This window comes from Mucilaginibacter terrenus (genome assembly GCF_003432065.1).
Classification (GTDB): domain Bacteria; phylum Bacteroidota; class Bacteroidia; order Sphingobacteriales; family Sphingobacteriaceae; genus Mucilaginibacter; species Mucilaginibacter terrenus.
The window spans coordinates 503,517-529,697 of sequence record NZ_QWDE01000002.1; the positions used below are offsets into that span (position 1 = coordinate 503,517).

Consider the following 26,181-nt stretch of genomic DNA (forward strand, 5'->3'; position numbering starts at 1 on the left):
CATACAGTCATATGAGATTTACTACCCCGAAGAAAATATTATTAACCATTGCTGTTAGTGTTGCGCTGCTGCCACTAAAGTCATCCGCTCAAAACGCTTTCCGGAACGCTGCTTTGCCAATAGATACCAGGGTTAAAGAGCTATTATCTACACTAACGCTTGATGAAAAAGTGTCGCTTCTTGGCTACCGCAGCCAGGCTGTGCCGCGCTTAGGTATACCGGCCTACAATTGGTGGAACGAAGGCTTACATGGTGTAGCGCGCGCGGGTGAAGCAACTGTATTCCCGCAGGCAATTGCACTGGCGGCTACTTTCAACGAGAAGCTGGTACAATCTGTATCAGACGTGATATCTACTGAGGCAAGGGCGAAATATAATCTCTCCACCGCCCGTGACAGGCACCTGCAATACATGGGGCTTACTTTTTGGACACCAAACATCAACATCTTCCGCGACCCGAGATGGGGCAGGGGGCAGGAGACATATGGAGAAGATCCTTTTTTAACCGCGCATATTGGTGCTGCCTTTGTCACCGGTTTACAGGGGACTGATCCGCTGCATCTTAAAACCGCATCAGCTGCCAAGCACTTTGTTGCACACAGCGGCCCGGAGGCTACGCGTGATTATTTTAACGCCATTGTTGATGAAAAGGATTTGCGTGAAACCTATATGTATGCCTTTCATTACCTGGTAAATTCCGGTGTGGAGTCTATCATGACGGCGTACAACAGGGTTAACGGTGTACCTAATTCTGTAAACAAGTATTTAATAGGAGATATCCTGCGTAAAGACTGGGGTTTTAAAGGGCACGTGGTTACCGACTGTGGTGCGCTCGACGATGTGTTCCTGACGCATAAAACCATTCCTAATGCCACCGAAACAGCTGCCGCGGCCATAAAGGCAGGAATCGACCTGGATTGTTCATCGGTGCTGCAGCGCGATGTGCTTAACGCTATTAAGAAGAAGCTACTAACCGAGAAAGAGGTAGATGTTGCGCTTGGCTATATATTGAAAACCCAGTTCAAACTCGGCTTTTTTGATGAGGCAGCAAAAAGCCCTTACTATGCGTACCGAGCAGATAGCATCCACTCTGCGCCGCACATTGCATTGGCACGTACAGCTGCGCAGCAAAGCATGGTGCTGTTAAAGAACAATAACAACATACTTCCACTAAAGCAGGATAGTTTCTCCAGCATAATGGTGCTGGGGCCTAATGCAGCTTCTATAGACGCTATGGTGGGCAGCTACCATGGGGTAAGCAGCAAAATAGTGAACTTTGTTGAAGGCATAACTGCTGCCGTTGATCCGGCAACACGCGTTGAATACGACTTGGGCTGCGACTACCGCGATACCACGCACTTTGGAGGTATCTGGGGTGCTGGCAATGCCGATCTGACCATTGCAGTGTTGGGCTTGTCGCCGGTACTGGAGGGTGAAGCGGGTGATGCTTTCCTGGCAGAAAATGGCGGCGACAAAAAAGACCTGAGCTTGCCTGCCAGCGAAATAGCTTTTATGAAAGCGCTGCGTAAAGGTGTTACAAAGCCAATTATAGCAGTGATAACTGCCGGCAGCGATGTGGATGTATCGGCAATAGCCGAATATGCTGATGCCATTGTGTTTGCCTGGTACCCGGGAGAGCAGGGCGGCAATGCCTTAGCAGATATCGTTTTTGGCAAGGTGAGCCCATCCGGTAAGCTGCCACTTACCTTCTACAAATCAGTAAACGATCTGCCGGCATACCAAAGTTATAGCATGAAAGGACGTACTTACCGGTACTTTGACGGGCCAGTACAGTACCCGTTTGGCTTTGGGTTGAGTTACACAACCTTCGCCTATGAAATGGCCCAGCGCCCAAAGACGCAGTACACAGCTAAGGATAGCATCACCTTTACAGTAAAAGTAAGCAATAACGGCTCAATGAATGCAGATGAGGTGGTGCAGGCTTACGTAAAATACCCGGCCATAGACCGCATGCCCGTTAAAGAACTTAAAGGTTTTAAGCGCGTGTCGATTGATAAAGGTGATTCGCAAACTGTAAACATAACCATCCCGGTAAAGGAACTACAGAAGTGGGATCTTGCCAAACATCAGTGGAAACTCTACCCCGGCGAATACCAGCTGGTGATAGGTGGTTCATCTGCCGATGAGAAGGTAGTGGAAAAGTTCCGGATAAAATAGTATTTGCAGGCGTTTTGCCGGGGCTAATTGTCGTGAAAATCTTAGAAAGAAGTGTCCCGCCCAGGGTGTCCCAACTAAGTTAGCTAAAATGCTTGGAATATAGGTTATTTACCTGATAACGATATTGTTATTGGCTTTTGGTTGAACTGTTACTACTGTCCCGAAGTGTCCCGCCTGCTTCTGTCAACAAACTGATAAATAGCACATTAACAGTTTTGAGTGTCCCGGGTGTCCCGCTTTTTAACCGGGACACTTGCGCGTTTATTTGTGGGCTATTGTTTCTGGTAAACCCTCACGTAATCTACCTCAAATTTCTTCGGGAACTTCGTTGAACTTGGGTCACCACCATTGTCGCCTCCTACAGAAAGGTTAAGCAGGATATAATGCGGCTGATCAAAGGGGTTTATTTGGGTGCCGTCATTATTAACCAGCTCTTTCAATGCGACGCGGTTCAACAACTCGTCGTCAACATAAAGGCTGATCTCGGTTGAATCCCAATCCATTCGCCATACATGAAATTTCTTGCTCCAGTCAGGGTCATTAAAGGTGCTGAGCTCCTTTTTCTGGCTGAACCACTTTGGCTGGTAAGCTGTAGACGTACCTGTGGCGATATTGGCAAGCAGCATATTGCGGTAGTACTCCATAATGTCTATCTCACCATTGCTGGGCCATTCGCCATTTACACCCAGCGTCCAGAAGGCAGGCCATAAGCCAGGATCAGTATCTATTTTTCCCCGCATTACAAACCTTCCATATTTCCAGCTGTGCAGTCCGCGCGTATTTAAACTTGATGAGGTGTAATTAATGGTTTCAGGAGCAGCGCGCCAATCTTTACTTTCCGGGTTATAGTTTGGGTTTGGAAAGTTGGCCCTGCGTGCTTCAATTATCAATTTACCTTTTTTGCAGGTGGCGTTATCCGGCTGGTACCATTGTAGTTCGTGGTTGCGCACCAAACCATGTTCAAAGTTCCAGTTGGCGGTATCCGGAGCACCCTTTTTATCGAACTCGTCCGCCCAAACCAGTTGGTAGCCGCCTGTAGTTTCTTCAGACTGGCTCAGAGCAGGCAAATGACTTCCAACCATAAGCACAATAATTAAACAAAGATTCTTAAACATGTCTATTAATTGACGGCAATATAGCCGTTTTGTCCCGATATCAATAAGGTTGCCGTAATCGGCTATAAACAAAAAAGCCGCTCTACTTTCGTAAAGCGGCTTTAGTAGCCCGTAGGGGGAAATAACTTTAGGCGACTTTTGTATGCTTTGAGTGTTTTTGATATCAGTAAACATGTTTTGGCTTTATAGCGCGTAATCTGATTTTACCTATTTATCGCCCACCAGGAACTCCCTAATATTTACAGTGTAATCGCTTTTAATAGCGAATCTTACCAAAACCAGTTCTGTGTTAACTTCCAAACTTGCTGGCAAAGATAAGCCTACATCACAGCACGCTGCGGCGCGCATGCGCCAGCGAGGGGGTAGAATTACAAATCGAATATTTTTTCTAAATTTTTGTAGCTTGCTATTTTAACTATATCTAGCGGACTTTTAGCGACGTTATTTTGATGGTGTTTATCAGCGCCGTGACTGATAAAGAGCTCGATTAATTCTCTTCGGTCGTTCCGTCCCTTATCATTGAAAACAGCCGTCCACAATGGTTGATTCCCATAGTTGTCAGCTATTGATAAACTCGCATTGTTAGATAGTAAAATTTTTGCTATTTCTATTCGATTATATTCTGCAGTATAATGTAAGCATGTTTTACCATCCTTATTCTGAAGATTTGCATTGGCCCCCAATTTGATCAAATGGTGTGTCATTATATCGTAACCATGATATACCGCTAAGTGTAGTGCTGTTGATCCATTGTTGTTTAAAACATTAATGTTTGTAGGTATTAAACTTTCTAAGGTGATACTTGAAATTTCATTGCGTTCAACGTATTCGAAAAAGTTTATTGGATTCATATTTATTTTTTTGCCTTTTTCTTAGCTTCAAAACTATGAGACATATTTGCACGTGGACTTTCTGGTTGGTAATGATCTGAATTATTAAATTCTTTTTAAAACTGTCATTTTCAAGTTTATTTGCATTGTGACTTGTAACTACAGGTGTGAATCAGACGCCAGTGCGCTTGTAGCACACACGGCACGCGTGCGCCAGCGAGGGGATGCGGCAAGTTGCTGCAAGCGCTGCATAGTCGTGCCAAATAAACTATTTCGATATCAACCATTTTGTTCCAGAGTATATTCGCTGTCCGTTTTGATTAAAAAAACTAAAATCAGTAGGCTGCTTAGTTTTTATATTAAATCCAATTTTAACCAAACAGCTTTTATCTATTTGTTCCATGTTTTGGGAAACTTCATCTAAATCAAAGTCGCTGGTAGAATTATAGAAGCATACTAAGTCTATCGGTTTGTCTTTTTTTACTGTATCAATATAATTTTTTGCAAGGTTAACCATCATAATGCTATCAACACAATTTTTTGAAACGTTTTTTAAGAGCACATTGTGCATATAACTTATTCCAGTAGGCCCGTCTCCTTTCAAGGTAGATATGGTATGAAGTTCCTCAATTTCGCAATTTGCCTTGCATGAGATTATTAATGCAATTGCATTTAATGCGATTAAATACTTTTTCAATAAATTGATTTTTATCATTTTTTTCTTTCAGTTTTTATATTCCACATGAACGGCTTGTAAATGTCTGATATCTTAGGATTGAATTTCCAAGAATTGTGCTGAAGTCAATACATAGAGGGTAATCCGGGCAATATACTGTTTGCATCCTCTGTACCAGCACCAAAAATATCCCAAACAGTATATTGAACTATTATATGTTTTGATGAAATCATTTGGATTTGAGCACTTATTTGTTTAGTCCCCCCATTACAGAATGCATATAAAGAGATTTGTTCAAATTAGGCGGCACCACCAAAATTTACCTATAGCGAGACCCATAAAGCAAAAACGCCGATCTCTTGTAAGAAATCGACGTTTTTAGTAGCCCGTAGGGGAATAATCTCGAACCATTTTCTTAAAGATTTGAAGCGATTAGCAGGATAATTTGATTTTTAAAAAATCCCAAGGGGAAGTGCATAGAACCCAGTTTGGCGTAATAAATACAGATGAAATTTGTGGGCTGTACCACCACTCATCAGTTAGGCCAAGTGCATCACGGCATACAAAGCGGCACAGGAAATGGCGATCCAAAGCACGACTCCCTGGAACAGAGGTTTGAACCCAACTGATACCAATACTTTTCTGGATAAACCTGCACCAATTAAAAACAGGGTAAGTGTTAAACCAGCCTTAGCGATCATGATCATATAAGGGCTGATCAATTTAGTAGCAGGGATGTAAGTGTTGGCGATCATGGCCAGAACAAACAAACCGATGAAGTAAGGAATGCTGATTTTTTTTGATTTGTTTTTGAAAATGAAAGTCGACATAAACGCCACCGGGATGATCCATAAAGCGCGGGCCAATTTAACGGTGGTGGCTACTTCCAAAGCATGTGGTCCGTATTTGCTCGCGGCACCTACTACTGAACTGGTATCATGGATGGCAATCGCGCACCATAAGCCAAATTGCGTTTGTGACAGGTTAAAATGATGACCGATCATCGGGAAAATAAACAAAGCTATCGAGTTCAGTATGAACACACAGCCAAGGGCGACTGATATTTGCTTTTCTTCAGCCTTGATCACCGGTGAGATTGCGGCAATGGCACTACCACCACAGATGGCGGTACCGGCAGAGATCAGATAAGAGGTTTTCTTTTCAATATTTAACCACTTGCCCATGAAATAACCGAAAATCAAGGTTCCGGTGATCGAAGCAATTGTGAATAAAACCCCTTCTTTTCCGGCTTGCATGGCACTATGCACATTCATGCCGAAACCTAAACCAACTACAGAAATCTGCAATAATAGATGCGTAGCTTTATGATTGAGATGCAAGTAAGGATGCCCTGTAAATTGGGCGATCACTAAACCCATCAATAAGGCGATAGCCGGACTGATAAACGGGGTTAGACATAAGGTTACACAAATTATAAAAATAATCTTACGGCTGTTTTCATTCAAATTGATCAGTAGTCCGGCAGTTTTAGAAGTTAATGGATGTTGTTGAGTATGCATAATCTTGTCTTTTGATGCTCAAAGATCCATCATTCTTACAAGTCATTTTTATCATAAAAAGCGATGATCAATAACCAAAAGTTATTGTTTTTTGAAACGTACAATATAGAAATTGCTGTAAAGTAAGGACGGGAGTCGGGTGTTCTTTCTCAAAGCAATTTATCTTTGTGAAATAAAGGCCGAACACATCGAAGAGCGTTGATTCAGAAAACTGATGTACGGGCAAATTGCTGCACTTCTCAGGTCCGTCTAACGCAAATGTACTGACTATCAAATAGCCTTTCACTTTTAGATTTCTGTTTACAATATCTAAATATATATGCCGGTCTTGTAGGTCTGTCAGGAAATGAAATGTAGCGCGGTCATGCCAGAGATCAAATTTTTCAGATCCGGTAAACAGGAGCATATCCCTTATGATCCATTTAACTAAAGCGGCTCTTGGCCCTAAACGCAATTTTGCCCTTTCAATCGCTGCTGCTGATATGTCGAGCACTGTAATATTGGTATAACCCAATGCTAACAAATGATCAGCTAACAAACTGTCGCCACCACCAATATCAATGATGGCAGCATTTTTACATAATTTGAGACTGGCAATAATATTCAACGACGTTTCGGGTGCGGGTTCATACCAACTCACTTCGGTCAGCGATTTGGTTTGGTAAACCTTTTCCCAATGTTCTTTTTTATCCATTGCTATAAAAAATCTTTAATGGCTTCGCCCAGGTCATAGACTTTTGCTTTATTGCCAAAAGCATTGTTAATGATACTGCTGCCAGCCGCGCTGCGATAGCCACCCGCGCAATGTACAATTATGGGTTTATTAAAGGGTATTTCCGAAACTCTTTCCCTTAATTCGGGAAGCGGTATATGGATGGCATTTTTAAATACCGGGTGTTCCTTCACTTCTCCAGTATTCCTAATGTCAACAATGGTATATTCTGTTTGATTCGTTGAAAACCTACGTAAATCAGTAGTATCCATTATTGCTGTTCCTGCCTGAAAAACAAATGCCCGCTCTATAAAATGCTCATAGCCAATCTTCGCGCAGCGCAAAATCAGGCTTTCGAGAATTTGCTCATTTTCTGCAACCAGGTAAAAAGCTTCCTCCGGTGCAATAATGCTCCCCAGCCAGGTTTCAAACTTGCCGCCATTTTGCAGGTTAATCGACCCCGGAAGATGCCCTTTTTTAAATTCTTTTTCAGCCCGTGTGTCAATGATATAAATACTGCTGTTTAATACTTCAGGATGGCCAGTCGGAACATTTGCAATTTCCTGCGCCAGGTTTCCTGCGCCGTGTTTATTTAATTCTACATCAAACGGGAAATATTTTGGTACAAAGGGCTGATCCTGCAAAAGCATAGATATAAACTCCGATTCAGTCATATTTTGTAACGACCAGTTACTCAATTTTTCAGCGCCAATGGTACTGCTGTTGGCTTCACTTAATGCCTTACCACAGAGTGTTCCAGCCCCATGCGCAGGGTAAACAATTACTTCATTGTCCAGCACCATTAATTTTTCCCGGAGTGAATGATACATTTTTGCTGCCAATTCTTCCCTTTTAGCTGTTAGATTACCTGCACTTTCACGCAGGTCTGGCCTGCCGCAATCACCGATGAATAAGGTGTCACCTGTAAATACCGCTTTGTCTTTACCATCGTGTGTTAATACGATAGAGATACTATCGGGAGAGTGGCCGGACGTGTTTAACGCTTTTAATGTGATCTTGCCAAAACTGATACTATTCCCGTCATCAAAAGTTTGATGCGGGTAAACTGCGCCTACTAATGCAGAACAAAAAATAGTCGCGCCAGTGGTTTGATGCAATTCTAAATGCCCGCTTACAAAATCGGCATGCGGATGCGTTTCAATTACGCCGATAATCCTCGCTCCATTATTCTCAGCGTAAGCCAAATATTGACTTACATCCCTTGATGGATCTATCAAAACTATCTGGCGGTCACATTCACTCAAAATGGCATAGGAATAGTGCGATAGCCCTTTATCTTCAAATTGTTCGATTTTCATTTTATCTATTATTAATGAGGCAATTTCTCCCTTAATAAACCATAAGTCCAAGTTCCCGCAATCGCGCTTAACAGCGTAACTATAATTACGAAGAAGCCGCTGCCGATCTCGGCGAAAAGCGGTCCCGGACAAGCTCCGGTTATTGCCCAGCCTAAACCGAAAATCAATCCACCGTAGACATTACCCCAATGAAATGTTTTGTCAGCAATAACAATTTTTTCTCCGTGTATGGTCGTTAACTGAAACCGTTTGATGAGCTGAATTGAAATGATGCCTACGACTATGGCGCTACCGATGATCCCATACATATGGAAGGCTTGTAAGCGGAACATTTCCTGTATCCGGAACCAGGAGATCACTTCGGATTTGACGAGGATAATACCGAAGAGCATCCCTACTACTAAGAATTTGACATTTTTCATAACTGTAATAAATAAGGTAAAATGAACCAGGTCATCACAAATCCGCCGATCATAAAGCAACAGGTTGCCACTAAAGATGGCCACTGTAAAGAAGATATCCCCATGATGGCATGGCCTGAAGTGCAGCCTCCCGCATACCGGGTTCCGAAACCAACCAGGAAACCACCCACAACAATAAAAATAAATCCACGCAGGGTGAACAGCTGACTAAAGCTGAATATATCCTGCGGCAATAAACCGCTAAAATCCTTGACACCTTCCTGCTGCAGCAGCGCTGTCGTATGTGGATTGATATTTACCTGCCCGGCGTTTGACAGCAGGTAGGTAGCAATAAAGCCGCCTATAATAATTCCGGCTGCAAAAAAAAGATTCCAGCTCTCCTTTTTCCAGTCATACTTAAAGAATGAAATATTGGCGGAGATGCAGGCAGCGCAGACCTGTCTAAGCGTTCCGGAAATACCAAACGTTTTATTACCTAAAAGTAATAAAGCTGGTACGATCAACCCGATCAGGGGACCTGCCACATACCAGGGCCAGGGTTGTTTAATGATATCCATATTATTTTGTTAAAGTTGTGATCAATATAAATATGCCCATCAGCAACACAAACCCGCCAAAAGCAGGCTTTAGTTTTGTTTCGCTTATATATTTGGTTAAATAGCTGCCCGTTATAATTCCGGCTATGGCAAATGCTGAAAACAGCAATAAGAATTTATAATCGATTGGGGCATGCCGGCTTACGTCACCCAATACGCCTAACAATGAACTGATGGTCATTACCATTAAGGATGTGCCCACGGCTTTTTTCATGGACAAACCGGCAAACAAAACCAGCGATGGAATGATTAAAAAGCCACCGCCCACGCCTACAAAACCGGTGATGATGCCAACTATAATACTTTGGATCACCAATTTGGTATAGCTCAACTGTGAGTCGGAAACTAAAATTTCTTTTTTCTTCCTGATCATCGAAATGGAAGCGGCCAACATTAACATCGCGAAAACAAGCATTAATAAGACTGGCTTGGTAAGTTCAAACGAACCAATATTGAGCAAATGATGCGGCACAGCAGGCATCACCCATTTACGCATGATGAATACAGCTATTAATGATGGAATACCAAATACAAAAGCTATTTTAAAATTCATGTTACCTTTGCGGTAATGGCTTAGCGCACCTGCCGAGCTGGTTATACCAACCACAAAAAGCGAATAAGTGGTTGCTATCACGGGGTCTATCTTAAAGCAATAAACCAGGATGGGCACGGTTAAGATAGAGCCGCCACCGCCAATGAGACCTAATGATAAGCCGATCAAAATTGCCAATGCGTATCCTGCTATTTCCATGGAAACAAAAATAGCGCTTGCGCAGCTAACGGTTGGTGACCTATGTTACAGAGGGATATTTAAAGAGATCTTATTTCTGGAAAGCGTAATTAATTCCTGTTTTTCCATTTGTTTCAACAGTCGGGAAACTACCTCGCGCGTGGTACCTAACTCTTCGGCCAGTTGTTGATGGGTTATACTAAACTCATTCGATCCGTAAACATTCGCTTTTCTTTTCAGCAAGGAAACGATCCGGTCGTCTAACTTTTGAAAGGCAACCGCATTGATCACCTCGAGCAATTCTTCAAAACGCTTATGATAAAGTTTAAAGATAAAGTCGGCCCATTCCGGATATACCTTGATCCATTCACTGGCTTTGGCTATAGGTAGCATCAATACTTCGGAATCTTCTTCCACCACCAATTTGACTTTGCTGGTATCTTCATGTATCCCGGCTAAAAAAGACATAATGCAGCTTTCGCCTGGTTTGATATAGTAAAGCAATATTTCGCGGCCATCTTCATCTTCGCGCATTACACGCATGCTGCCGGATAGCACCACCGGAATGGATCGGATATAACTATTCGATTGCATCATCACCGTTTCGGCCGGCAGGGTTTTCAGCTGGCTGTTGGCACGTAAATCCTCTTCTAAAATAGTTCCAAATAATTTCATCGTGATAAAGATATGATGATCAAATCGCTTTATAGCTTTTCGTAAAACGCATGAATAATTCTGCCAGTGACGCTGGTTGGCCGTGCGGCTGGATAAAATAAAACGGGCGTTCAATGGTTAGGTCTTTAATATCTATTATTTTGAGGGAATTGGTTTTTAACTCGTTTAAAATGGATTGTACCGAAAGGAAAGCAAAGCAATTGCTGTGCATTAAATAAGATTTGATGCTTTCGGTTCCACCCAATTGCATTTCTGTTTGAAGATCGGCAATTTTGATATCAAAGGGTTTTAAGGCGTGGGCAATAACATCCAGCGTACCTGATCCCGGCTCGCGTAATAACAGCGGCAAACTTTTTAACTCTTCCGGTTTAATAGCATCTTTTTTGATCGTGTTATTTTTGATACTACACACCAACACCAGTTCATCTGCGATAAACTCCTGGTATTTAATCTGTGGGTTTCGGTGTATTCCTTCTACAATACCGAGGTCAATTTCCTTGTTTAACAGTGCCTGCTCTATTTGCTCAGTGTTGCCGGTAACCAAGTTGACTTGCACATCTTTGAATCTTTGATGAAACTGGGCTAAAACCGGTGGTATAACATACTGGGAAACGGTATTGCTGCCACCAATACGTAACGTACCCATATGTTGTTTCACCAACAAGTTCATGTCAAACTCCAATTCTTTGTAAATAGCTAAGAGTTTGTCTGCATATTGCAGTAACATATCACCCGCCGGGGTCAATATTATTTTTTTATTGCCACTCCGTTCAAAAAGGCTGGTTTTATATTCCGCTTCCAGTTCCTTAATGTGCTTGGTAACCGCGGGCTGGCTGATATACAATTCAGCTGAAGCTTTGGTGAAATTGAGCCGTTTGGCAACAGTATAAAATACCTGGAGGCGGAAGTCTAACATAATCTTAAAAATAGTATAGCAAAAGGAAATATCATAAATGCAAAAGCTGCTATGTATATGCTTACATTAATGATCTTTTCTCCTAAAGCAAAGGTTTGTTCTGAAAATTGGTAATGTGTTAAATTTTGTAAAGTTTTCATGATCTGTTTGATTTGTTGTTCAAAAATCAATCATGAAATCGCACTGTTTTCATCACCATTATAGATGATTGATAATGTAAAGTTATTGATTTATTCCCAACCCCATTTTTTAAATATCGTGTGACCTTCCGTACTTTTTAGGAACTGAACAAATTGTTTAGCCTGCGCAACATGCTTGCTGTTAGTAGTTATTGCTACCGGCGTACCCCGGTATAAACGCAATGATATCGGTAATTCTACTGTTTGAGTGATCGTTTTCAAATTTTCATGCCAAGATGCATAAGTGATCCAGGCGTCATAGGTATTATCTTTTTTCCAGGCCTCTATACCTAAAGCAGTATTGGCGAATGATCCTGCGATATTTTGTTGGATACTTCCGATTAAATCCTCTTTTCCGGCGACATCTTCCCACAATCCAAACTGCCCTGCGCCGTTCACATCTAAAATATGAACCCCTGGCCTCGTCAGGTCTTTCAGCGTTGCAATATGTTTAGGGTTTCCCGGTCTGACCAAAATGGCAGCTTTTCTTTTGTACAACTCTACTCTTGTACTGGCATCAACCATGCCCGGATGGGCCTGAATAAACTGCGTAAGCATATACTCGGCACCACCATAAATTACATCGGCATTTTGCCCGGCCTGCGCCAACCATTTAGGCTCTGGACCTCCCGCCACAATTACCGGGATGCCAGTTTTTGTAGTAAACACTTTAGCACAATCCTGCATGGCGGATAGCGGGCCACCAGGGCCATAAACATGCAGGGTATCGGTTTGGGCGAAAACTGACAGGCAACCTATGGTGGCGATCAGCAATAACATATATTTTCTCATCTTATTTAGTTGTAAATCCGTATTTGCGGTAAATCGCTTTGGCCGTCGGGCTGATCAAAAAATCCATAAAATCTTTCGCTGCCTGTGAATGCGGTGCATTTTTCATTTGCCCGGCAACGTAAGTGGCGTTGATGTTTTCTTTAGCAGGTATCTCTACCAGGTCTGTAGGGTGTTTGATCATCATTTGATAATAAGCCTCACTATACCATACGGGTGCCGCATCCGATTGGTTGTATAAAATGCGCATGGGTGTTTGGCGGTGGTGGATCTGCGTAAGGTAGGTAGTGCTATCCTTGACTTTGTCTTCCATGATCGTTTTACGCAAAGTTTCTGTTCCGGCTAATACATAGGCTTCTTCAATGCGCTTTCCAATACCTTCCCATTCCGGGTTCGGCATACTGACCCGTACATCCGCACGGCCCAGGTCTTTCAGTCCTTTTACATTTTTTGGATTGCCCTTCTGAACCATAATGGCCAAACGGTTATAAGCATAAGGTTCTGTTCTGCTGAAATATTCCGGCATCTGGTCGGTGCGGCTTTTACCAGCGGTATAAACATCCGGTTTTAAAGTGATGCGCATGTTGGCGATGGTGATGGAGCCACCGATGATCTGCTTGGCTAAAATTCCCGGCGGTAAAGTTTCCGCAAAAATGCGCTGGTATTGCGGGTGTTCCTTTTTAAAAGCTGCCATCAGGTCGTCTATGCACATGAACTGGTTCCCGGCAAAGAATACGACTAACTGCGGATCGATAATGTCGCCGAACAGATCGGGTACGTTATCTACGCCGGGCACGGTAAACATGACCTTACTTTCCGGCGGGGTATTCCACGGCGGATCAAAGCGGTGATCCTGTGCTTTTACCTGGCCACCCAGGGCGATTATTATGGCTATTGTGGATATTATCTGAAGATATTTCATGAGCTGTTATTTAAACTGAATTGGTGATATGGATTACGGGTGTACGGTCGCCCATCCTTCGTATTGACGGATAATGATCTCGCCATTGCCGCTGGGCACATAGGAAATAAAAGGGAAAAGATCGGCCTTGTCTATTTTACGTTCCCTGATCGTGTTGTTGCACTGTGCTAAGATTACCCCTTTGGCCTGCAGATCTTTCAAAGCCTGTTCGTAAGCACCGTTTTTCATAAATACGGCTACGCCATCACCAAAAGCGACCAGTTCGACATGCAGTTTACCTTTCAGCCGTGGATCTTCAATCGCGTTGTCGATATTACGCAGCGTCCCTTTGATCCTTTTCTCATCATTAGAGTTAAGGATGTATAAAGCATTATAATGTTTAAGTTTAGCTTCGGCACCGGTAAAGGTGGCTGGATCTGTTTGTTGCGCTGTGGCAGGTTTTACAAAAGCGATCAGCGCGAATGCTGCGAGTAGGAAAGCGTACTTTTTCATGTTTTCTATTTGTTTATGATTTTTTACTGGTTAATTCTTTTTGTGCGTCTTTGATGGGTTTAAAAGGACCGAGTTTGTGCTGCTTTTCGCTGAAGCCATCGGCATAAGGGCCAAACGGAAAATCGAGAGGTTTTTTCTTCAGGTCGGTCCAATCCCTGTGCTGGTCTTTATGCGGCCGGGGTTGTGTATTGATAAAGGCAGATACGTTCCAGGCTTCTTCATCTGTTAGTTGCGGGCTTTGATAGGTTGCTCCGAAAGGCATGTTGTTTTTGACAAATCCGGCAAGGTTGGTTAAGCGGTACATCCCGGCACCATCATTATAACTATGCTTCCCCCATAGTGGCGGGTTGGCATAGGTCTTTTTATCTGCGTTCAAAAGGCCTTCACCATTGGAGCCGTGGCAGCTCTGGCATTTCATTACAAATACCTCTTTACCTTTTGCAGGGTCGGCCGCATGATCCATGAAAGCAATTTTTTCAGTTGCACTGCCAAATAGCTTCTGGCCTTTCTTTACACTCTTGCCGATCCATTTCATATAGGCCAATATGGATTGTACTTCTTTACCTGCGGTATCGGGCACCTTGCCCGCTAAACTGCGTTCAAAGCATTCTGCAATGCGTTCCGAAGCTGGTTCAACCTTGCCGCTTCGGCCGCTCATCTTGGGGTAGCTGCTGATGAACCCGGCATAATCGTTACCGAAAAGTTTCGTACCGCCTGCCAGGTGGCAATTCTGGCAATTCATCCCGTTGGTGATCATGGCTACACTTCCTTTAGGCCCGAAGTATTGGGCGGTATGCGCGATCAGCTCCCGGCCGTACCGAATGGCATCACCTGCTTTGCCTGCCGGAATGGTACTTTCGTCAGGAGCTTTCCAGGCATCAGCCGAAATAGACCGCGGCGTAGTACCGGCGGAGGATTCAGTGGACGGGATAGTAGTACTAACGGGCGCTGTTGCTTCTATTACCGCCGGGCTGTTTGACCCCATGTTTGACAGGGAAACGATGACAATAACCATACAGGCGACCGCGATACAACTGATGTAGATTGTATAACGTGACATTTTAATTATCGTTTTAACGAGCTCTTTTTCTAAATCCGGGTCTTCCATTGTTGCTGTCCTCTTTGATTGATATATCAAAGGTACAGTCAAAATAGCTGCTTGTGATATCGCAAAACGTGATGTTCAATAACCAAAAGTTATGATTGACGATATTAAATACTTGGTAAAAGATAATAAATCAATAAAGCACTAATAACCAAAATGGAGGCTGTCAGGAAAACGGATAATAAAAAAGATGGTTTATAAGCGTGATCCAGCAATTGCTTTTCAGTTGAACGGTAGCGGAAAAATGACAGTAATGCCATAGCGGCACCAATGGCGACCAACAAGATACCGATCTCAGAGGAATACCCTTTGGTTGGTAAAACCACTTTACCGGGTAAAATCAAAGCGAGCTGCCGGATGAACAGGCTGAATTTAACCACCACAAAGCCGAAACCCATTAAAGCAATGCTTGTCCTGATCCAGGCTAAAAAAGTCCGTTCATTAGCCAGATGGTCACCGGGGTTGGCAACTGGCTTATCAATGTTATTTTGAGTAGTCATATCCACACTTAAAGTTATACAACCTTCATTATTAAAATTTGTTCCGTCAGGAGACTGGTGCGATACAAGCACTTTGTTCAATAACCTCGAATTGCAACAATTAATTTGATGGGCTACCATGTATATATCTTACGGATTACCGAAATCTAACTCAACGCAGGTTAGAAGCTTTTTATGGCTTTTTAAATTCATAACCAAGCAGTTTGCTTTTGAGGCTTACCTCTATCTGAACCATCTCCTTTTTAAACAAACTTAATCTGGATTCCCCAAGTTTTTCTTCTATGATCTTTTCAGCGGCGCTAACCGCCTCATGAATCTGAGGCATGACTTTTTTACCATTTTCGGCCAGCGAAAAAAGATACTCGTTCCTGCATTCGGGATCTTCCGTAGCAAGCAGGTAACCTATGTCCAGCAGCTCTTTTAGCATTGGCATCAGACTTCTCCGGTCAACTTCCATAAAATCTACAAGTTGCCTTTGTTTCATGCACCCCGCGCTGCCGGAAATAAATAACATTGCCTCAGCCATATATTCTGTGTGCGGTGGCGGAAGGTGTAAAGCAAGCACTTTTACATATAGCTTGCTTAATCTTCTGAGATCTTTAGCAATCATAAATTAATTTTTTATAGTATACGAGCGATCATTTATGAAAATAAACCACAGCATCCGATAATAATCACCCGGCATAATGCGTCAGTAAAGCTGCCTACTGTATACGTGCTCAGGGACTTCGACAGAAGTGATTACTTCTAACGCTCCTGTCGCTTACAGCTAAAGTGCGATGTCAACTAAGTTTGACTGCATCTTAAAAAGTGTTTCATAAAAATGATCCAAATGCGTTTTGTCGACTTGCTTGTTGATCATATGATTTACTTGCTCTATAGCTTCCTGTATCTTGGGTACACTTTCTTTACCCCTGTTGGTCAGATAGATAAAATGAGCCCTCCGGTCCGCTACATTTTGTTCCGTATAAACAAAGCCGTTTTTGGTCATCCCTTCAATGAGCACCGCAATACGCGACTTATCTACCTGAAATAATTCAGCAAGCTCCTTGTGGGTTGGAGTATGCTGCGTGGAGGCCAATAAAAGGATGATCTCTGCGTAATGTTCGAGGCGAAGATCAGGCAGGACTTTAACGATGGCACGGCTGTATAGCCTGCTTAAACGACGCAGGCTTTTCGATAATAAAATTTGCATAATAAATTCTTTTAGACAAACAGATTGAAACTTGACCGGAATGGACAGTTTGTTAAACGCTTATTACTAAAAGAATCAAATACGAAGGGCGAGCCGGAAAGGGAAAGTGGCCGAAAGGTAATGTGGTATCGGGGTAGGTGGCCTTAGTTGCCTTCCTGTCCGGGGAATTAAAAACAAGATCAAAAACACTCCGGCCAGTTGAACAAATAGGCTCTGCATATTTTGATCTTTATTTAAAACAGACTTGTCCGTACGGTGCATCATACTGGATGCCTGAGCGCTGAAATTATCCGGTTTCCTTTTGAAGATAGAATTGTAGCGTACTTGCGACTTATTTGAAACCAAGTGATGGTTAGGTAGCAAAAGAATATGGGTAAGCACGATAAATAAGTACGCCGTAGTCAGCAACAGCACACTCATTTTTTTACGATCTGGTACCCTCATAAACAAATATAAGTAATTTGGTTTATTTAATTCAAATCGCAAGGCCAGTCTTGAAGTGTTCTATAACTTTGCATTACTTTTCAGGTAATGGGCTTCAAGCGTGCAAAGTCCTCCACTGTAAGAATACCAACAAATAAAATTCAATTGCAACAATAATTTTGCAAAAAAACCTTTATTGTTTTGAGATATTTGCATACCAATATTTAAAGGTGAAAAAAAAGCAGGCCACATTTCCCAGGAATATCTTAGTGCTCGCGCTTGTGTCGATGTATTTTTTCACAGCATCTACCCACATTTTTTTTATTCCCTGCCTGACCCAAGGTACGCACCATGCGGCACTTTCCCATAATTCTATTTTTAAAAGAAAGCTGGAATATCGTTCGGCTGCCGGCAACCAGCTGAGTTTTATTCAGCGGCCTGATAAATCGATCTTCGAAGAGCGTAAAGCGGTATCGGATTCCATCAAATCCTTTTTAAGCTTTTTTACTATCCTGGCGTTTATCCCGCTGGTCTGGAAGCTCAAGCCTAAGTTGGCTGCTGAATTGTCCGGCAATATTTATCCACCAATTCATTCGTATTTATCTCTTTGCATGATCAGGATCTGATCGATACCACTTCTGCAATAGTGCCGTACCAGGCCTGTTACGCAATTTACATGCTTTTGTTTAAGGTATTGCCGGTATAATCGGCACTCACCATTTATTTCATTTCCGAAAAATTAATATGCAAAGTTCAAAAAGACAGCTAATTGTCGTCATTTGCCTTTTTATTGCAGGGCATACTTACGCTCAGCAAACAAATCCGCCGGTCAAATTAAAAGACCTGTTAAACCGGGTAAACGAAAAAGCACCCTCGCTCCTCACGGACTCTGCTGCCATTACGATCAGGCAAGCCCAGGCTACAGAAATCCGCAGCAACTGGCTCCCCAATCTTAAACTGAATTACCAGGCGGATATAGGCAGCAATAATAATGATGCCGGGCCTTACTTTGGCTTTGGTATCATCCCCTCTAATTCACGCGGCGTGAGGACTGAAAGCAACACCAGCGCGGTATTGACCAATCTGGGCATTGCAGCCCTCGACTGGGAGGTGTATAATTTTGGAGCCTACGGCGCCCAAAACAAAGTTGCTAAATCAGATATAAATGTTGAACAGAACAAGTTCGCACAATCTAAATACCAGTTGCAGGCTTATACCATCGGCAGCTACCTGCAATTAATGCGCCTGCAAGATCTCCTTGCTATTCAAAACAGGAATATCCAGCGCAATGAGCAGATCAGGCGCTCCATTCAATCACTTGCCAAAAGCGGGATTCGTCCGGGTGTTGATACGAGTATCGCCGAAGCCGAGCTTTCCAAAGCACGACTGAATTATATCGAACTGGACAACCAGCTAAAAAGAGTTCAATTACAGCTATCAGCCATCAGCGGAATGCCCTATCAAAGCATCATCCCGGACACTGCCGCTGAAAGCCATATGATCGGCCAGGCAGTAGCACCTGGAATGCTGAGCGCAGACACGGCCAACAACCCTTTGATCAACTACTATAAGTCGATCTATCAGGGCAGCCTTGACCGCGAAGACCTTGTAAGGAAACAGTACAATCCGAAGATCTTGCTGGAAGCAGCCGTTTGGGGCCGTGGCTCCAGTATAGATGCCAATGATAATTTCAACAGCCTGTCTACCGGCTGGGGGTTCAACCGAAACAATTACCTGGTCGGGGTGGGTATTTCCTATAACCTGTTTGACATCCGGCGCAAACAGCTCAAACTCCGCACCCAAAAGGCAGCGACAGAGTATGCGCGAAAACAACTGGATGAACAAAGGAGTACGTTGGCGCTAAATGTAAACCAGGCAGATGTGGAACTGAATACCGCTAAGCAACGTTTACAGGAAATCCCGAACCAGTTGAAGGCCGCCAATGCCGGTTACAGACAAAAGCTATCCTTATATAAGAGTGGCTTGACGGATATTATTGAACTGAATGCCGCTTTAAATATTTTATACCGGGCGGAAACTGATTATGTACAAGCCAAATCTGCTTACACTAATGCTTTGTTCCAGAAAGCCGTGACAGGCAACCAAGTCAATTCAGTTTTAAACCTTTTAAATTAATTAACTATGTCAATGGTCACATCTGCACTCAAAAGGCCGATCACCGTGGTGGTGATCACCATGAGCCTTTTAATATTTGCAGTGCTTAGTGCAATAAAAATACCGATAGATATTTTTCCGCAGTTAAACCTGCCTACTATCTATGTTATTGAATCCTATGGGGGCATGTCGCCCCAGCAGATGGAGGGCTTTTTCTCCACTCGTCTGCAGGATCAGTTCCTGTATGTTAATGGTGTTAAAACCATTACCAGTAAGAATATTCAGGGTTTAACGATGCTGAAACTGAGCTTTTACGAAAACGTAAACATGGCCGAAGCCCAGGCGCAGGTTGCCTTACAGGTAAACCGTGCCATGAAGTTCTTTCCACCGGGTGCTTTGCCGCCCCAGGTGGTACGATATGATGCATCATCCCTGCCGGTCGGCCAGCTGGTCTTATCCGCTCCCGGCCGTAGCTTAAAGGAGATTTACGATATGGCCGCTACCCGTATCCGTCCGATGTTCGCCTCGGTGCCCGGCCTGTCCGCGCCGCCGCCATTTGGTGCCAACTCGCGGTCAATCACTGTTAGCGTAGATCCTAATAAAATGCGCAGTTATGACCTGACCCCTGACCAGGTGGTAGAGGCACTGGCTAAATTCAACGCTATGTCGCCTTCGGGTAACCTCCGTATTAATAATACTATGTTTACAACGACAATCAACTCCCTGGTGAAAAAGTCAGAAGAGTTTGGTGATATTCCTATAAAAACCAAAAACGGGGTCTCGGTTTTAGTAAAAGACGTCGCTCGCGTAGCGGATGCAGCTGACATTACGGTAGATTATGCATTGATCAACGGGAAACGCTCGGTTTATATCCCGGTGGTTAAAACCGCCGATGCCTCTACATGGTCGGTAGTTCAAAGCCTTAAAAGCAAGATTCCGGAAATGCAAAGCTTGCTGCCGGATGATGTGAAGATCTCCTACGAATTTGACCAGTCTATCTTCGTAATCAATGCCGTAAAAAGTTTAATAACTGAAGGCGGTTTAGGTGCCTTACTTACAGGTTTGATGGTATTACTGTTTCTGCGCGACTGGCGCAGCAGCCTGATCGTAGTGATCACGATCCCGGTGTCGATTTTATTAGGCGTGTTCCTGTTGGGAATGTTCGGTCAAACCATCAATATAATGACCTTGAGCGGGCTGGCACTGGCCATCGGTATCCTCGTCGACCAGGCGACGGTAACGATTGAGAACATTCACCAGCATTTGGAAATGGGAAAATCAAAAAAACTGGCTATCTATGATGCCTGTGAAGAGATAGCGTTTCCACTACTCCTCATTCTACTTTGCATCCTGGCTGTATTTGCTCCATCCTTCCTGATGAATGGCGTACCTAAGGCTATGTTCCTGCCCTTATCAATGTCCATCGGTTTGACGATGATCGTTTCTTATGTTTTGGCACAAACCCTGGTACCGATATTAAGCAATTGGCTGATCAAAGCTGAGCAGTACCAGCACTATGTGCATGGCAAACTCCACGCTCATGCAGGCGAATCTTTAAATAAAAAAGAAGAAGCACAGGTTAACAATCACCTGAAAGAAGAACAGGATCATCCTGAAGACAACGACTTTTTCGAAAAAGTCAAAATGCGGTTCATGGGAATCATTACACGGTGGATGCCGAATAAAAAACTGATCGTACCTATCTATATCGTGGCCGTTATCGTGCTGGCCGGTGTCGGGTTTGTGGTCATCGGGAAAGACATGATGCCGAAGCTGAATAACGGGCAATTCCTGATCCGTATCAAAGCGCCCGACGGTACCCGTTTGGAACGCACGGAAGATAAATTTAAAGAGGTCCTGAACATTATCGATAAAACGGTAGACCATCATATCGCTATCAGTTCGGGTTATGTGGGTATCGTACCCAGCAGCTACGGTACCAGTAACCTATACATTTTTAATACCGGTACGCATGAGGCGGTATTGCAGGTGAACCTGGATGAACATTACAAGGTGAATATGGATGAGCTGAAGGACGCGTTGCGGAAAAACATCTCCCATCAGTTACCCGATCTGCGCATCACCTTCGAGCCCATCGATATGACGGAAAAGATCATGAGCCAGGGCGCAGCTACACCTATCGAGATCCGCGTAGCCGGCAAAGACATGACGCAGATTGAGGCCTATGCCAATAAAGCCGTGGCCAAATTAAAGCAGATCAGTTACCTGCGGGATGTGCAGATAGTTCAGCCCCTGCGCATACCTGTTGTAGCCATTACGCTCGACCGCCAAAAGGTGTCGCAATTTGGATTGAACGTGACTGATATTGCGCGCTCCGTTACTGCCAGTACCTCCTCCAGCCGCTTTACAGAAAAGAACCAATGGCTGGATGAAAAGGCCGCCTATACCTACCAGGTGCAGGTACAGATACCCGAGTACGTGATGAATACGATGGATGAGCTAAAAGAGATCCCGCTGTTAAAGGGGCAAAGCACCCCGACACTTGCAGATGTGGCCAATTTCAAGGTGATCTATTCGCCGGGTGAATATGACCGCTCGGGTCCGCGCCGCTTTTTAACGGTAAGTGCCAATATCTATAAACAAGATCTGGGCACCGCTACTGCCGATGTACAAAAGGCGATGACCTCACTGGGCGCACCGCCAAAAGGCTTGGTCGCCGAATTGAAAGGCATGTCGAGCTTGCTGACCGAAACCATGGGTAGTTTGCAAAGCGGTTTAGCCTTCGCGGTACTGGTGATCTTCCTGCTGTTGGCAGCTAATTACCAGTCATTCAAGCTTTCTTTAACCGTCCTCTCTACTGTTCCGGCGGTAATATTAGGTTCACTGACCGCTTTATTGCTCACCGGTTCTACGCTTAACCTGCAATCCTACATGGGGATGATCATGTCTACGGGAGTGTCCGTGGCAAACGCGATCCTGATCGTAACGAATGGTGAAAAACTGCGCCTGGAATTTAGAGATGCTACCCGCGCATCTATTACGAGCGCAGCTATCCGTTTGCGGCCTATTCTTATGACCAGTTTTGCCATGATGGCAGGCATGGTGCCGATGGCATCAGGTATGGGCGAGGCAGGTGAACAAACCGCGCCGCTGGGCCGGGCCGTGATCGGCGGCTTATTTGCTTCGACGCTTGCCGCCCTGTTCATTCTACCATTGGTATTTGCCTGGGTACAGGACAAGACCACTTATGAATCACCGTCATTAATGCCGGAAGAGACCACTGCTATTCAAACTTCAACGATATAAATACATGAAAACGAAAATAATCATCTTAGGCGCTGCAGCCTGTTTTTTAGCAGCCTGCTCCGGTAATGAAAAGCCGGTAGACCTGACCGGAGCGAAAGCAAGCGGTAACAAGAAATATGAGACCGGTACGATCACCGAAAAAGCTTTATCCAGCTACGCAAGGTTACCCGGACAACTAAATCCATATAACGAGGTTAACCTGTTTCCCAAAGCAAACGGTTTTGTAAAGCAGATCTTCGTTGACCGGGGTTCGCAAGTCACGAAAGGACAATTGTTAATAACCCTGGAAGCACCTGAAATGGAGTCGCAGCTACAGGCGTCTAATTCGCGCTATTTACAGGCGCAGGAAACGGCTAATGCCAGCAAGGAAAAGTATAACCGCTTGAAACAAGCCGCTGCTGAACCGGGTTCGGTATCCCCGCTGGACCTGGACAATGCCGTATCCAGGATGAAATCGGACATGGCCATTGCTAATGCTGAACGGTCCAATATGGAATCCGTTAAAACTATGCAAGGTTATCTTAAGATCTATGCGCCGTTTGACGGCACTATCGTACAGCGGAATGTATCGCCGGGTGCGTTGGTGGCGCCGGGCAAAGGCACAGACCAGCCAATGCTGGTTTTGCAGGATACCCGAAAACTGCGCTTGGAAGTAGCCATCCCAGAAGATTATGTTGATAAGGTCGACCTCAAACAAGCCGTTACCTTTACATTCAATGCGATGCCAGGCAAGAAACATACCGCGAAGATCAGCCGTTCGGCTAATGCCCTGGGCAATATGCGTTCTGAGGCAATAGAGATCGATGTTCTTAATAAGAACGGACAACTGAAACCGGGTATGTACGCGGAGGTTAATATCCCGATGCTTTCCGGTGCCAAGTCATTACTCGTGCCAAATACCGCAATTGTGCGATCTACCGAGCGGGAATATGTGATTACGGTGAGAGACGGTAAGGCGAAACTGGTCGATATCAAAGAAGGACTTGCAGGCAAAGACTCTACGGAAGTTTTCGGCGCTTTGGTGCCGTCTGACCGTATTGTTACCAAAGCCGGCGACGATATTAAAGACGGTACGGTTATCAATTAACTATCTAACCAACATGACCGATTAGCGCGGCCATGTTGGTTTTTAATTTTAAACACGGATAATGTGATAGTGCCCCTAATAATCAAATTCGCTAACTCCACAACTCATCCCCATATAATCATGCAATATTATAAACATGATTGTGGGCTATATTCCAAAATATCTGCAATTTAGTAAGTTGCGTAGAGCGCCTGAAGAAGTGGTTATTTACCAACCAACTGTTATTTTACAGATTTTAAGTTTTTAAACGTATCGTCAGGCGATAGTAATTAAATCAGAATCGGAACAAGTTTTGTTATGTTGTTTGAAAAGTGCTATGTCTAAAAGAATACTCGTAATTGATGATGACGAGGATATTCTGGAAATCCTGAATATCGTTTTCCGGGAAGAAGGTTATGATGTCGTATTGTCAAATACGGGGGAAGCCGCACAGCATATCCATATCATTCACCCTGACATCATCTTACTGGATGTTCGCATTGAAGGTTCCGCAAAGAGAGGTAACGAAATATGCGCGGAAATTAAACAGAAGTATAGAGAAAAAAAAATGCCGGTCATTTTGGTATCAGCGGAAACAGATCTGGAGATGCTGGCTAATGAATGCGGCGCGGATTTTTACATCAATAAACCTTTCGACATTTTTCAAATGCTTTCTCACGTTAAAAAGTTTCTTGTTTGAAGTTCCTATATAGTTGAAAGAGTAACTGATTTCGCTTTATTAACATTTGGCGGGATTATTTATATTTGACGTTTAAGCTGATCCGATGGAAGAAAATCCCAAAAATCCGAACCTCGATAATAAAATTAGTTTTGGCCCGAAAAAAATAAAAAAGTTTTTCGTTAATAATCTGGATAAGATCTACGCGGCTAAAACACACCTGGTAAGCCACCTACCGCAAATATCGAACGAAGCACACTTTTCCGATCTCCGCCATGCAATACTGGAAACCATAGAGGACGTTGAAAAGCAAATAGCGAGAATGGAAATTGTTTACAATATGCTGGATGCTGAAATAACACAAGGCAACTGTAGCGGATTAGCCGGACTTGTAGATGATGCTTTTGCTGATATTAAACTACACAGTTCCGAGCCCGAACTTCGGGATTTATCCATCGCGTTTTATATGCAAAACATTGAAAGCATGGAAATGGCATCTTTCCAGGTTTTACAAATGGCCGCCGTTAAGTTGAAAAACAAACAGATCAAGCAATTGATCAAAGAAAATTATGATGAAGCTAAAGCAGACCGTACCTTGTTGCTGCTGATTACCGCTAAATATATTATCTCCAAAGAATAATTTGAACCTGTTGTTTATAAAGGAAGTGTGAATTTAAAAGTACTTCCTTTTCCGATCTCGCTTTCCACCCAAATCTTCCCGCCGTGCTTTTGAATGATCTCGGAGCATAAGTAAAGACCGATACCAAAGCCAGCGATCTTTTCTGTCTCTTTACTTTCTACGCGGTAATGGGGCAAAAAAAGCTAATCAATGTCTTCCTGTGCTATACCAAGACCATGATCTGTCACATTTACCTCAACGGCTTCGTCGTGTACGACACAAGCTATTTCAATTGGGGCAGATTTATCAGAATATTTGGCGGCGTTGCTTAACAGGTTTACCAGTACTTGCTCTATTTTATCACGGTCGGCATTGATGTGGATTAAATTACAGGGAGCCATAGCAATGCTGTGGGTAGACGTGATGAACAAAGTCTCTTCAACTACTTCATTGATCAGTTCGTTCAATATAAATTCAATCTTATTCAGGTGGATCTTTCCGGCCTCTGCACCTGACAGGTTAAGCAGGCTATTGATCATGTTGAGCATTTTCCTAACCTGCTTGTCTACTTTGGATAAAGCCCCGATGGTGAAGTTATCTTTCTGCTTTTTAGCCCAGTTATTCAACATCTGAACATAAGCCTTCAAGGCGGTAAGCGGTGTTTTCAGCTCATGGCTTGCCATACCTATAAATTTACTTCTGCGGAGGTCATTCTGTTTTTGTTCAGTAATGTCCATTACAATTCCGGAAAAATAACTAATACTAACGTCCTGAGTGCTGAACCCGCCGGTAACGCTTAACCATCTGTTTTTATGATCGCGACGACCGTTTACGAGGTATTCTACGTAAAGATTATGCTGGTTTTTAAAGGCGTTTTCAAACGCTTTTAGAACGCTTTCTCTTTGTTTATCTGCCACTTGCGACATAGCATCTTCAAAGGACATTTCCTCTTCAGGTAAGAACCCGAATAATTCTTTAGTGCGTTTTGAAGGTAAAAAGTTTCTCGTGGCTACATCAATGATCCAGGTACCGACATTGGCGGATTCAAGGGCGACCTGCGCTATATCTAAAGCCTGAAAGGAGGGATTAGGATTATTATCTTTCGAAAATTCACTTTCGGCAATATTATTCATTGTTGTAAT

Annotated in this window: 25 protein-coding genes and 2 pseudogenes; 7 read left to right on the forward strand and 20 right to left on the reverse strand. The window is 43.6% G+C overall.

Going from position 1 to position 26,181, the window contains the following annotated elements:
• Nucleotides 1–11 precede the first annotated feature (11 nt).
• The gene (locus tag DYU05_RS12890; protein ID WP_117383518.1) at nucleotides 12–2,177 is read left to right on the forward strand and encodes a glycoside hydrolase family 3 N-terminal domain-containing protein; all 2,166 of its coding nucleotides are present in this window, start codon (nucleotides 12–14) and stop codon (nucleotides 2,175–2,177) included.
• Between the two features lie 272 nt (nucleotides 2,178–2,449).
• On the opposite strand, the gene DYU05_RS12895 is transcribed toward DYU05_RS12890, so the two are convergent.
• The 19 genes and pseudogenes from DYU05_RS12895 to DYU05_RS12985 form a co-directional block, all read right to left on the reverse strand.
• A complete protein-coding gene (locus tag DYU05_RS12895) occupies nucleotides 2,450–3,466 on the reverse strand; it encodes a glycoside hydrolase family 16 protein (protein ID WP_235854015.1) in 1,017 nt (338 codons plus the stop codon).
• Between the two features lie 194 nt (nucleotides 3,467–3,660).
• Nucleotides 3,661–4,143, reverse strand: coding sequence for an ankyrin repeat domain-containing protein (locus DYU05_RS12900; RefSeq protein WP_117383519.1), 483 nt, complete (start codon nucleotides 4,141–4,143; stop codon nucleotides 3,661–3,663).
• Nucleotides 4,144–4,145: 2 nt separating this feature from the next.
• Nucleotides 4,146–4,232, reverse strand: a pseudogene (locus tag DYU05_RS21510) (GH-E family nuclease); the annotation flags it as partial.
• Between the two features lie 158 nt (nucleotides 4,233–4,390).
• Nucleotides 4,391–4,837: a hypothetical protein gene (locus DYU05_RS12910; RefSeq protein ID WP_117383520.1), complete on the reverse strand. Its 447-nt coding sequence runs from the start codon at nucleotides 4,835–4,837 to the stop codon at nucleotides 4,391–4,393.
• Between the two features lie 500 nt (nucleotides 4,838–5,337).
• Complete coding sequence (locus DYU05_RS12915) at nucleotides 5,338–6,318, reverse strand: YeiH family protein (protein ID WP_117383521.1); 981 nt, start codon at nucleotides 6,316–6,318, stop codon at nucleotides 5,338–5,340.
• 67 nt (nucleotides 6,319–6,385) lie between these two features.
• Nucleotides 6,386–7,012, reverse strand: coding sequence for a class I SAM-dependent methyltransferase (locus DYU05_RS12920; RefSeq protein WP_117383522.1), 627 nt, complete (start codon nucleotides 7,010–7,012; stop codon nucleotides 6,386–6,388).
• A 2-nt stretch (nucleotides 7,013–7,014) separates the two neighbouring features.
• Complete coding sequence (locus tag DYU05_RS12925; protein ID WP_117383523.1) at nucleotides 7,015–8,349, reverse strand: MBL fold metallo-hydrolase; 1,335 nt, start codon at nucleotides 8,347–8,349, stop codon at nucleotides 7,015–7,017.
• An 11-nt stretch (nucleotides 8,350–8,360) separates the two neighbouring features.
• Nucleotides 8,361–8,771, reverse strand: a complete 411-nt coding sequence (locus DYU05_RS12930; protein WP_117383524.1) for a DUF6691 family protein — start codon at nucleotides 8,769–8,771, stop codon at nucleotides 8,361–8,363.
• Nucleotides 8,768–9,328 (reverse strand): YeeE/YedE family protein, encoded by a 561-nt coding sequence (locus DYU05_RS12935; RefSeq protein WP_117383525.1) that lies wholly within the window; start codon nucleotides 9,326–9,328, stop codon nucleotides 8,768–8,770. Before DYU05_RS12935 ends, DYU05_RS12930 begins: the two co-directional genes overlap by 4 nt.
• Nucleotide 9,329: 1 nt before the next feature.
• Nucleotides 9,330–10,118, reverse strand: coding sequence for a sulfite exporter TauE/SafE family protein (locus tag DYU05_RS12940; protein WP_117383526.1), 789 nt, complete (start codon nucleotides 10,116–10,118; stop codon nucleotides 9,330–9,332).
• 45 nt (nucleotides 10,119–10,163) lie between these two features.
• Nucleotides 10,164–10,772: a Crp/Fnr family transcriptional regulator gene (locus tag DYU05_RS12945; protein WP_117383527.1), complete on the reverse strand. Its 609-nt coding sequence runs from the start codon at nucleotides 10,770–10,772 to the stop codon at nucleotides 10,164–10,166.
• A gap of 19 nt (nucleotides 10,773–10,791) precedes the next feature.
• Nucleotides 10,792–11,688 (reverse strand): LysR substrate-binding domain-containing protein, encoded by an 897-nt coding sequence (locus DYU05_RS12950; RefSeq protein ID WP_117383528.1) that lies wholly within the window; start codon nucleotides 11,686–11,688, stop codon nucleotides 10,792–10,794.
• Nucleotides 11,689–11,918: 230 nt separating this feature from the next.
• The gene (locus DYU05_RS12955; protein WP_117383529.1) at nucleotides 11,919–12,659 is read right to left on the reverse strand and encodes a substrate-binding domain-containing protein; all 741 of its coding nucleotides are present in this window, start codon (nucleotides 12,657–12,659) and stop codon (nucleotides 11,919–11,921) included.
• Nucleotide 12,660: 1 nt separating this feature from the next.
• A complete protein-coding gene (locus DYU05_RS12960; RefSeq protein ID WP_117383530.1) occupies nucleotides 12,661–13,578 on the reverse strand; it encodes a molybdate ABC transporter substrate-binding protein in 918 nt (305 codons plus the stop codon).
• A gap of 33 nt (nucleotides 13,579–13,611) precedes the next feature.
• A complete protein-coding gene (locus DYU05_RS12965) occupies nucleotides 13,612–14,070 on the reverse strand; it encodes a DsrE family protein (protein ID WP_117383531.1) in 459 nt (152 codons plus the stop codon).
• 13 nt (nucleotides 14,071–14,083) lie between these two features.
• Nucleotides 14,084–15,130: a c-type cytochrome gene (locus DYU05_RS12970; protein ID WP_229704640.1), complete on the reverse strand. Its 1,047-nt coding sequence runs from the start codon at nucleotides 15,128–15,130 to the stop codon at nucleotides 14,084–14,086.
• 152 nt (nucleotides 15,131–15,282) lie between these two features.
• The gene (locus tag DYU05_RS12975; RefSeq protein ID WP_165852069.1) at nucleotides 15,283–15,795 is read right to left on the reverse strand and encodes a YidH family protein; all 513 of its coding nucleotides are present in this window, start codon (nucleotides 15,793–15,795) and stop codon (nucleotides 15,283–15,285) included.
• A gap of 52 nt (nucleotides 15,796–15,847) precedes the next feature.
• Nucleotides 15,848–16,285 carry a helix-turn-helix domain-containing protein gene (locus tag DYU05_RS12980; RefSeq protein WP_133300226.1) on the reverse strand — a complete coding sequence of 146 codons (438 nt, stop codon included), beginning with the start codon at nucleotides 16,283–16,285 and terminating at the stop codon, nucleotides 15,848–15,850.
• Between the two features lie 159 nt (nucleotides 16,286–16,444).
• Complete coding sequence (locus tag DYU05_RS12985; RefSeq protein ID WP_117383535.1) at nucleotides 16,445–16,870, reverse strand: MarR family winged helix-turn-helix transcriptional regulator; 426 nt, start codon at nucleotides 16,868–16,870, stop codon at nucleotides 16,445–16,447.
• A gap of 653 nt (nucleotides 16,871–17,523) precedes the next feature.
• On the opposite strand from DYU05_RS12985, the gene DYU05_RS12995 reads away from it, so the two are divergent.
• The 6 genes from DYU05_RS12995 to DYU05_RS13020 all read left to right on the forward strand — a co-directional run bounded on the left by DYU05_RS12995 (nucleotide 17,524) and on the right by DYU05_RS13020 (nucleotide 25,060).
• Nucleotides 17,524–17,919 (forward strand): hypothetical protein, encoded by a 396-nt coding sequence (locus DYU05_RS12995; RefSeq protein WP_133300227.1) that lies wholly within the window; start codon nucleotides 17,524–17,526, stop codon nucleotides 17,917–17,919.
• A gap of 118 nt (nucleotides 17,920–18,037) precedes the next feature.
• The gene (locus DYU05_RS13000) at nucleotides 18,038–19,429 is read left to right on the forward strand and encodes a TolC family protein (RefSeq protein WP_117383538.1); all 1,392 of its coding nucleotides are present in this window, start codon (nucleotides 18,038–18,040) and stop codon (nucleotides 19,427–19,429) included.
• Between the two features lie 12 nt (nucleotides 19,430–19,441).
• Nucleotides 19,442–22,675, forward strand: coding sequence for an efflux RND transporter permease subunit (locus DYU05_RS13005; protein ID WP_317127855.1), 3,234 nt, complete (start codon nucleotides 19,442–19,444; stop codon nucleotides 22,673–22,675).
• A gap of 4 nt (nucleotides 22,676–22,679) precedes the next feature.
• Nucleotides 22,680–23,762: an efflux RND transporter periplasmic adaptor subunit gene (locus DYU05_RS13010; RefSeq protein WP_117383540.1), complete on the forward strand. Its 1,083-nt coding sequence runs from the start codon at nucleotides 22,680–22,682 to the stop codon at nucleotides 23,760–23,762.
• A gap of 316 nt (nucleotides 23,763–24,078) precedes the next feature.
• The gene (locus DYU05_RS13015; protein WP_117383541.1) at nucleotides 24,079–24,441 is read left to right on the forward strand and encodes a response regulator; all 363 of its coding nucleotides are present in this window, start codon (nucleotides 24,079–24,081) and stop codon (nucleotides 24,439–24,441) included.
• A gap of 85 nt (nucleotides 24,442–24,526) precedes the next feature.
• A complete protein-coding gene (locus DYU05_RS13020) occupies nucleotides 24,527–25,060 on the forward strand; it encodes a DUF892 family protein (RefSeq protein ID WP_117383542.1) in 534 nt (177 codons plus the stop codon).
• Nucleotides 25,061–25,074: 14 nt separating this feature from the next.
• On the opposite strand, the pseudogene DYU05_RS13025 reads toward DYU05_RS13020, so the two are convergent.
• A pseudogene (locus DYU05_RS13025) lies at nucleotides 25,075–26,172 on the reverse strand (ATP-binding protein).
• Nucleotides 26,173–26,181 lie beyond the last annotated feature (9 nt).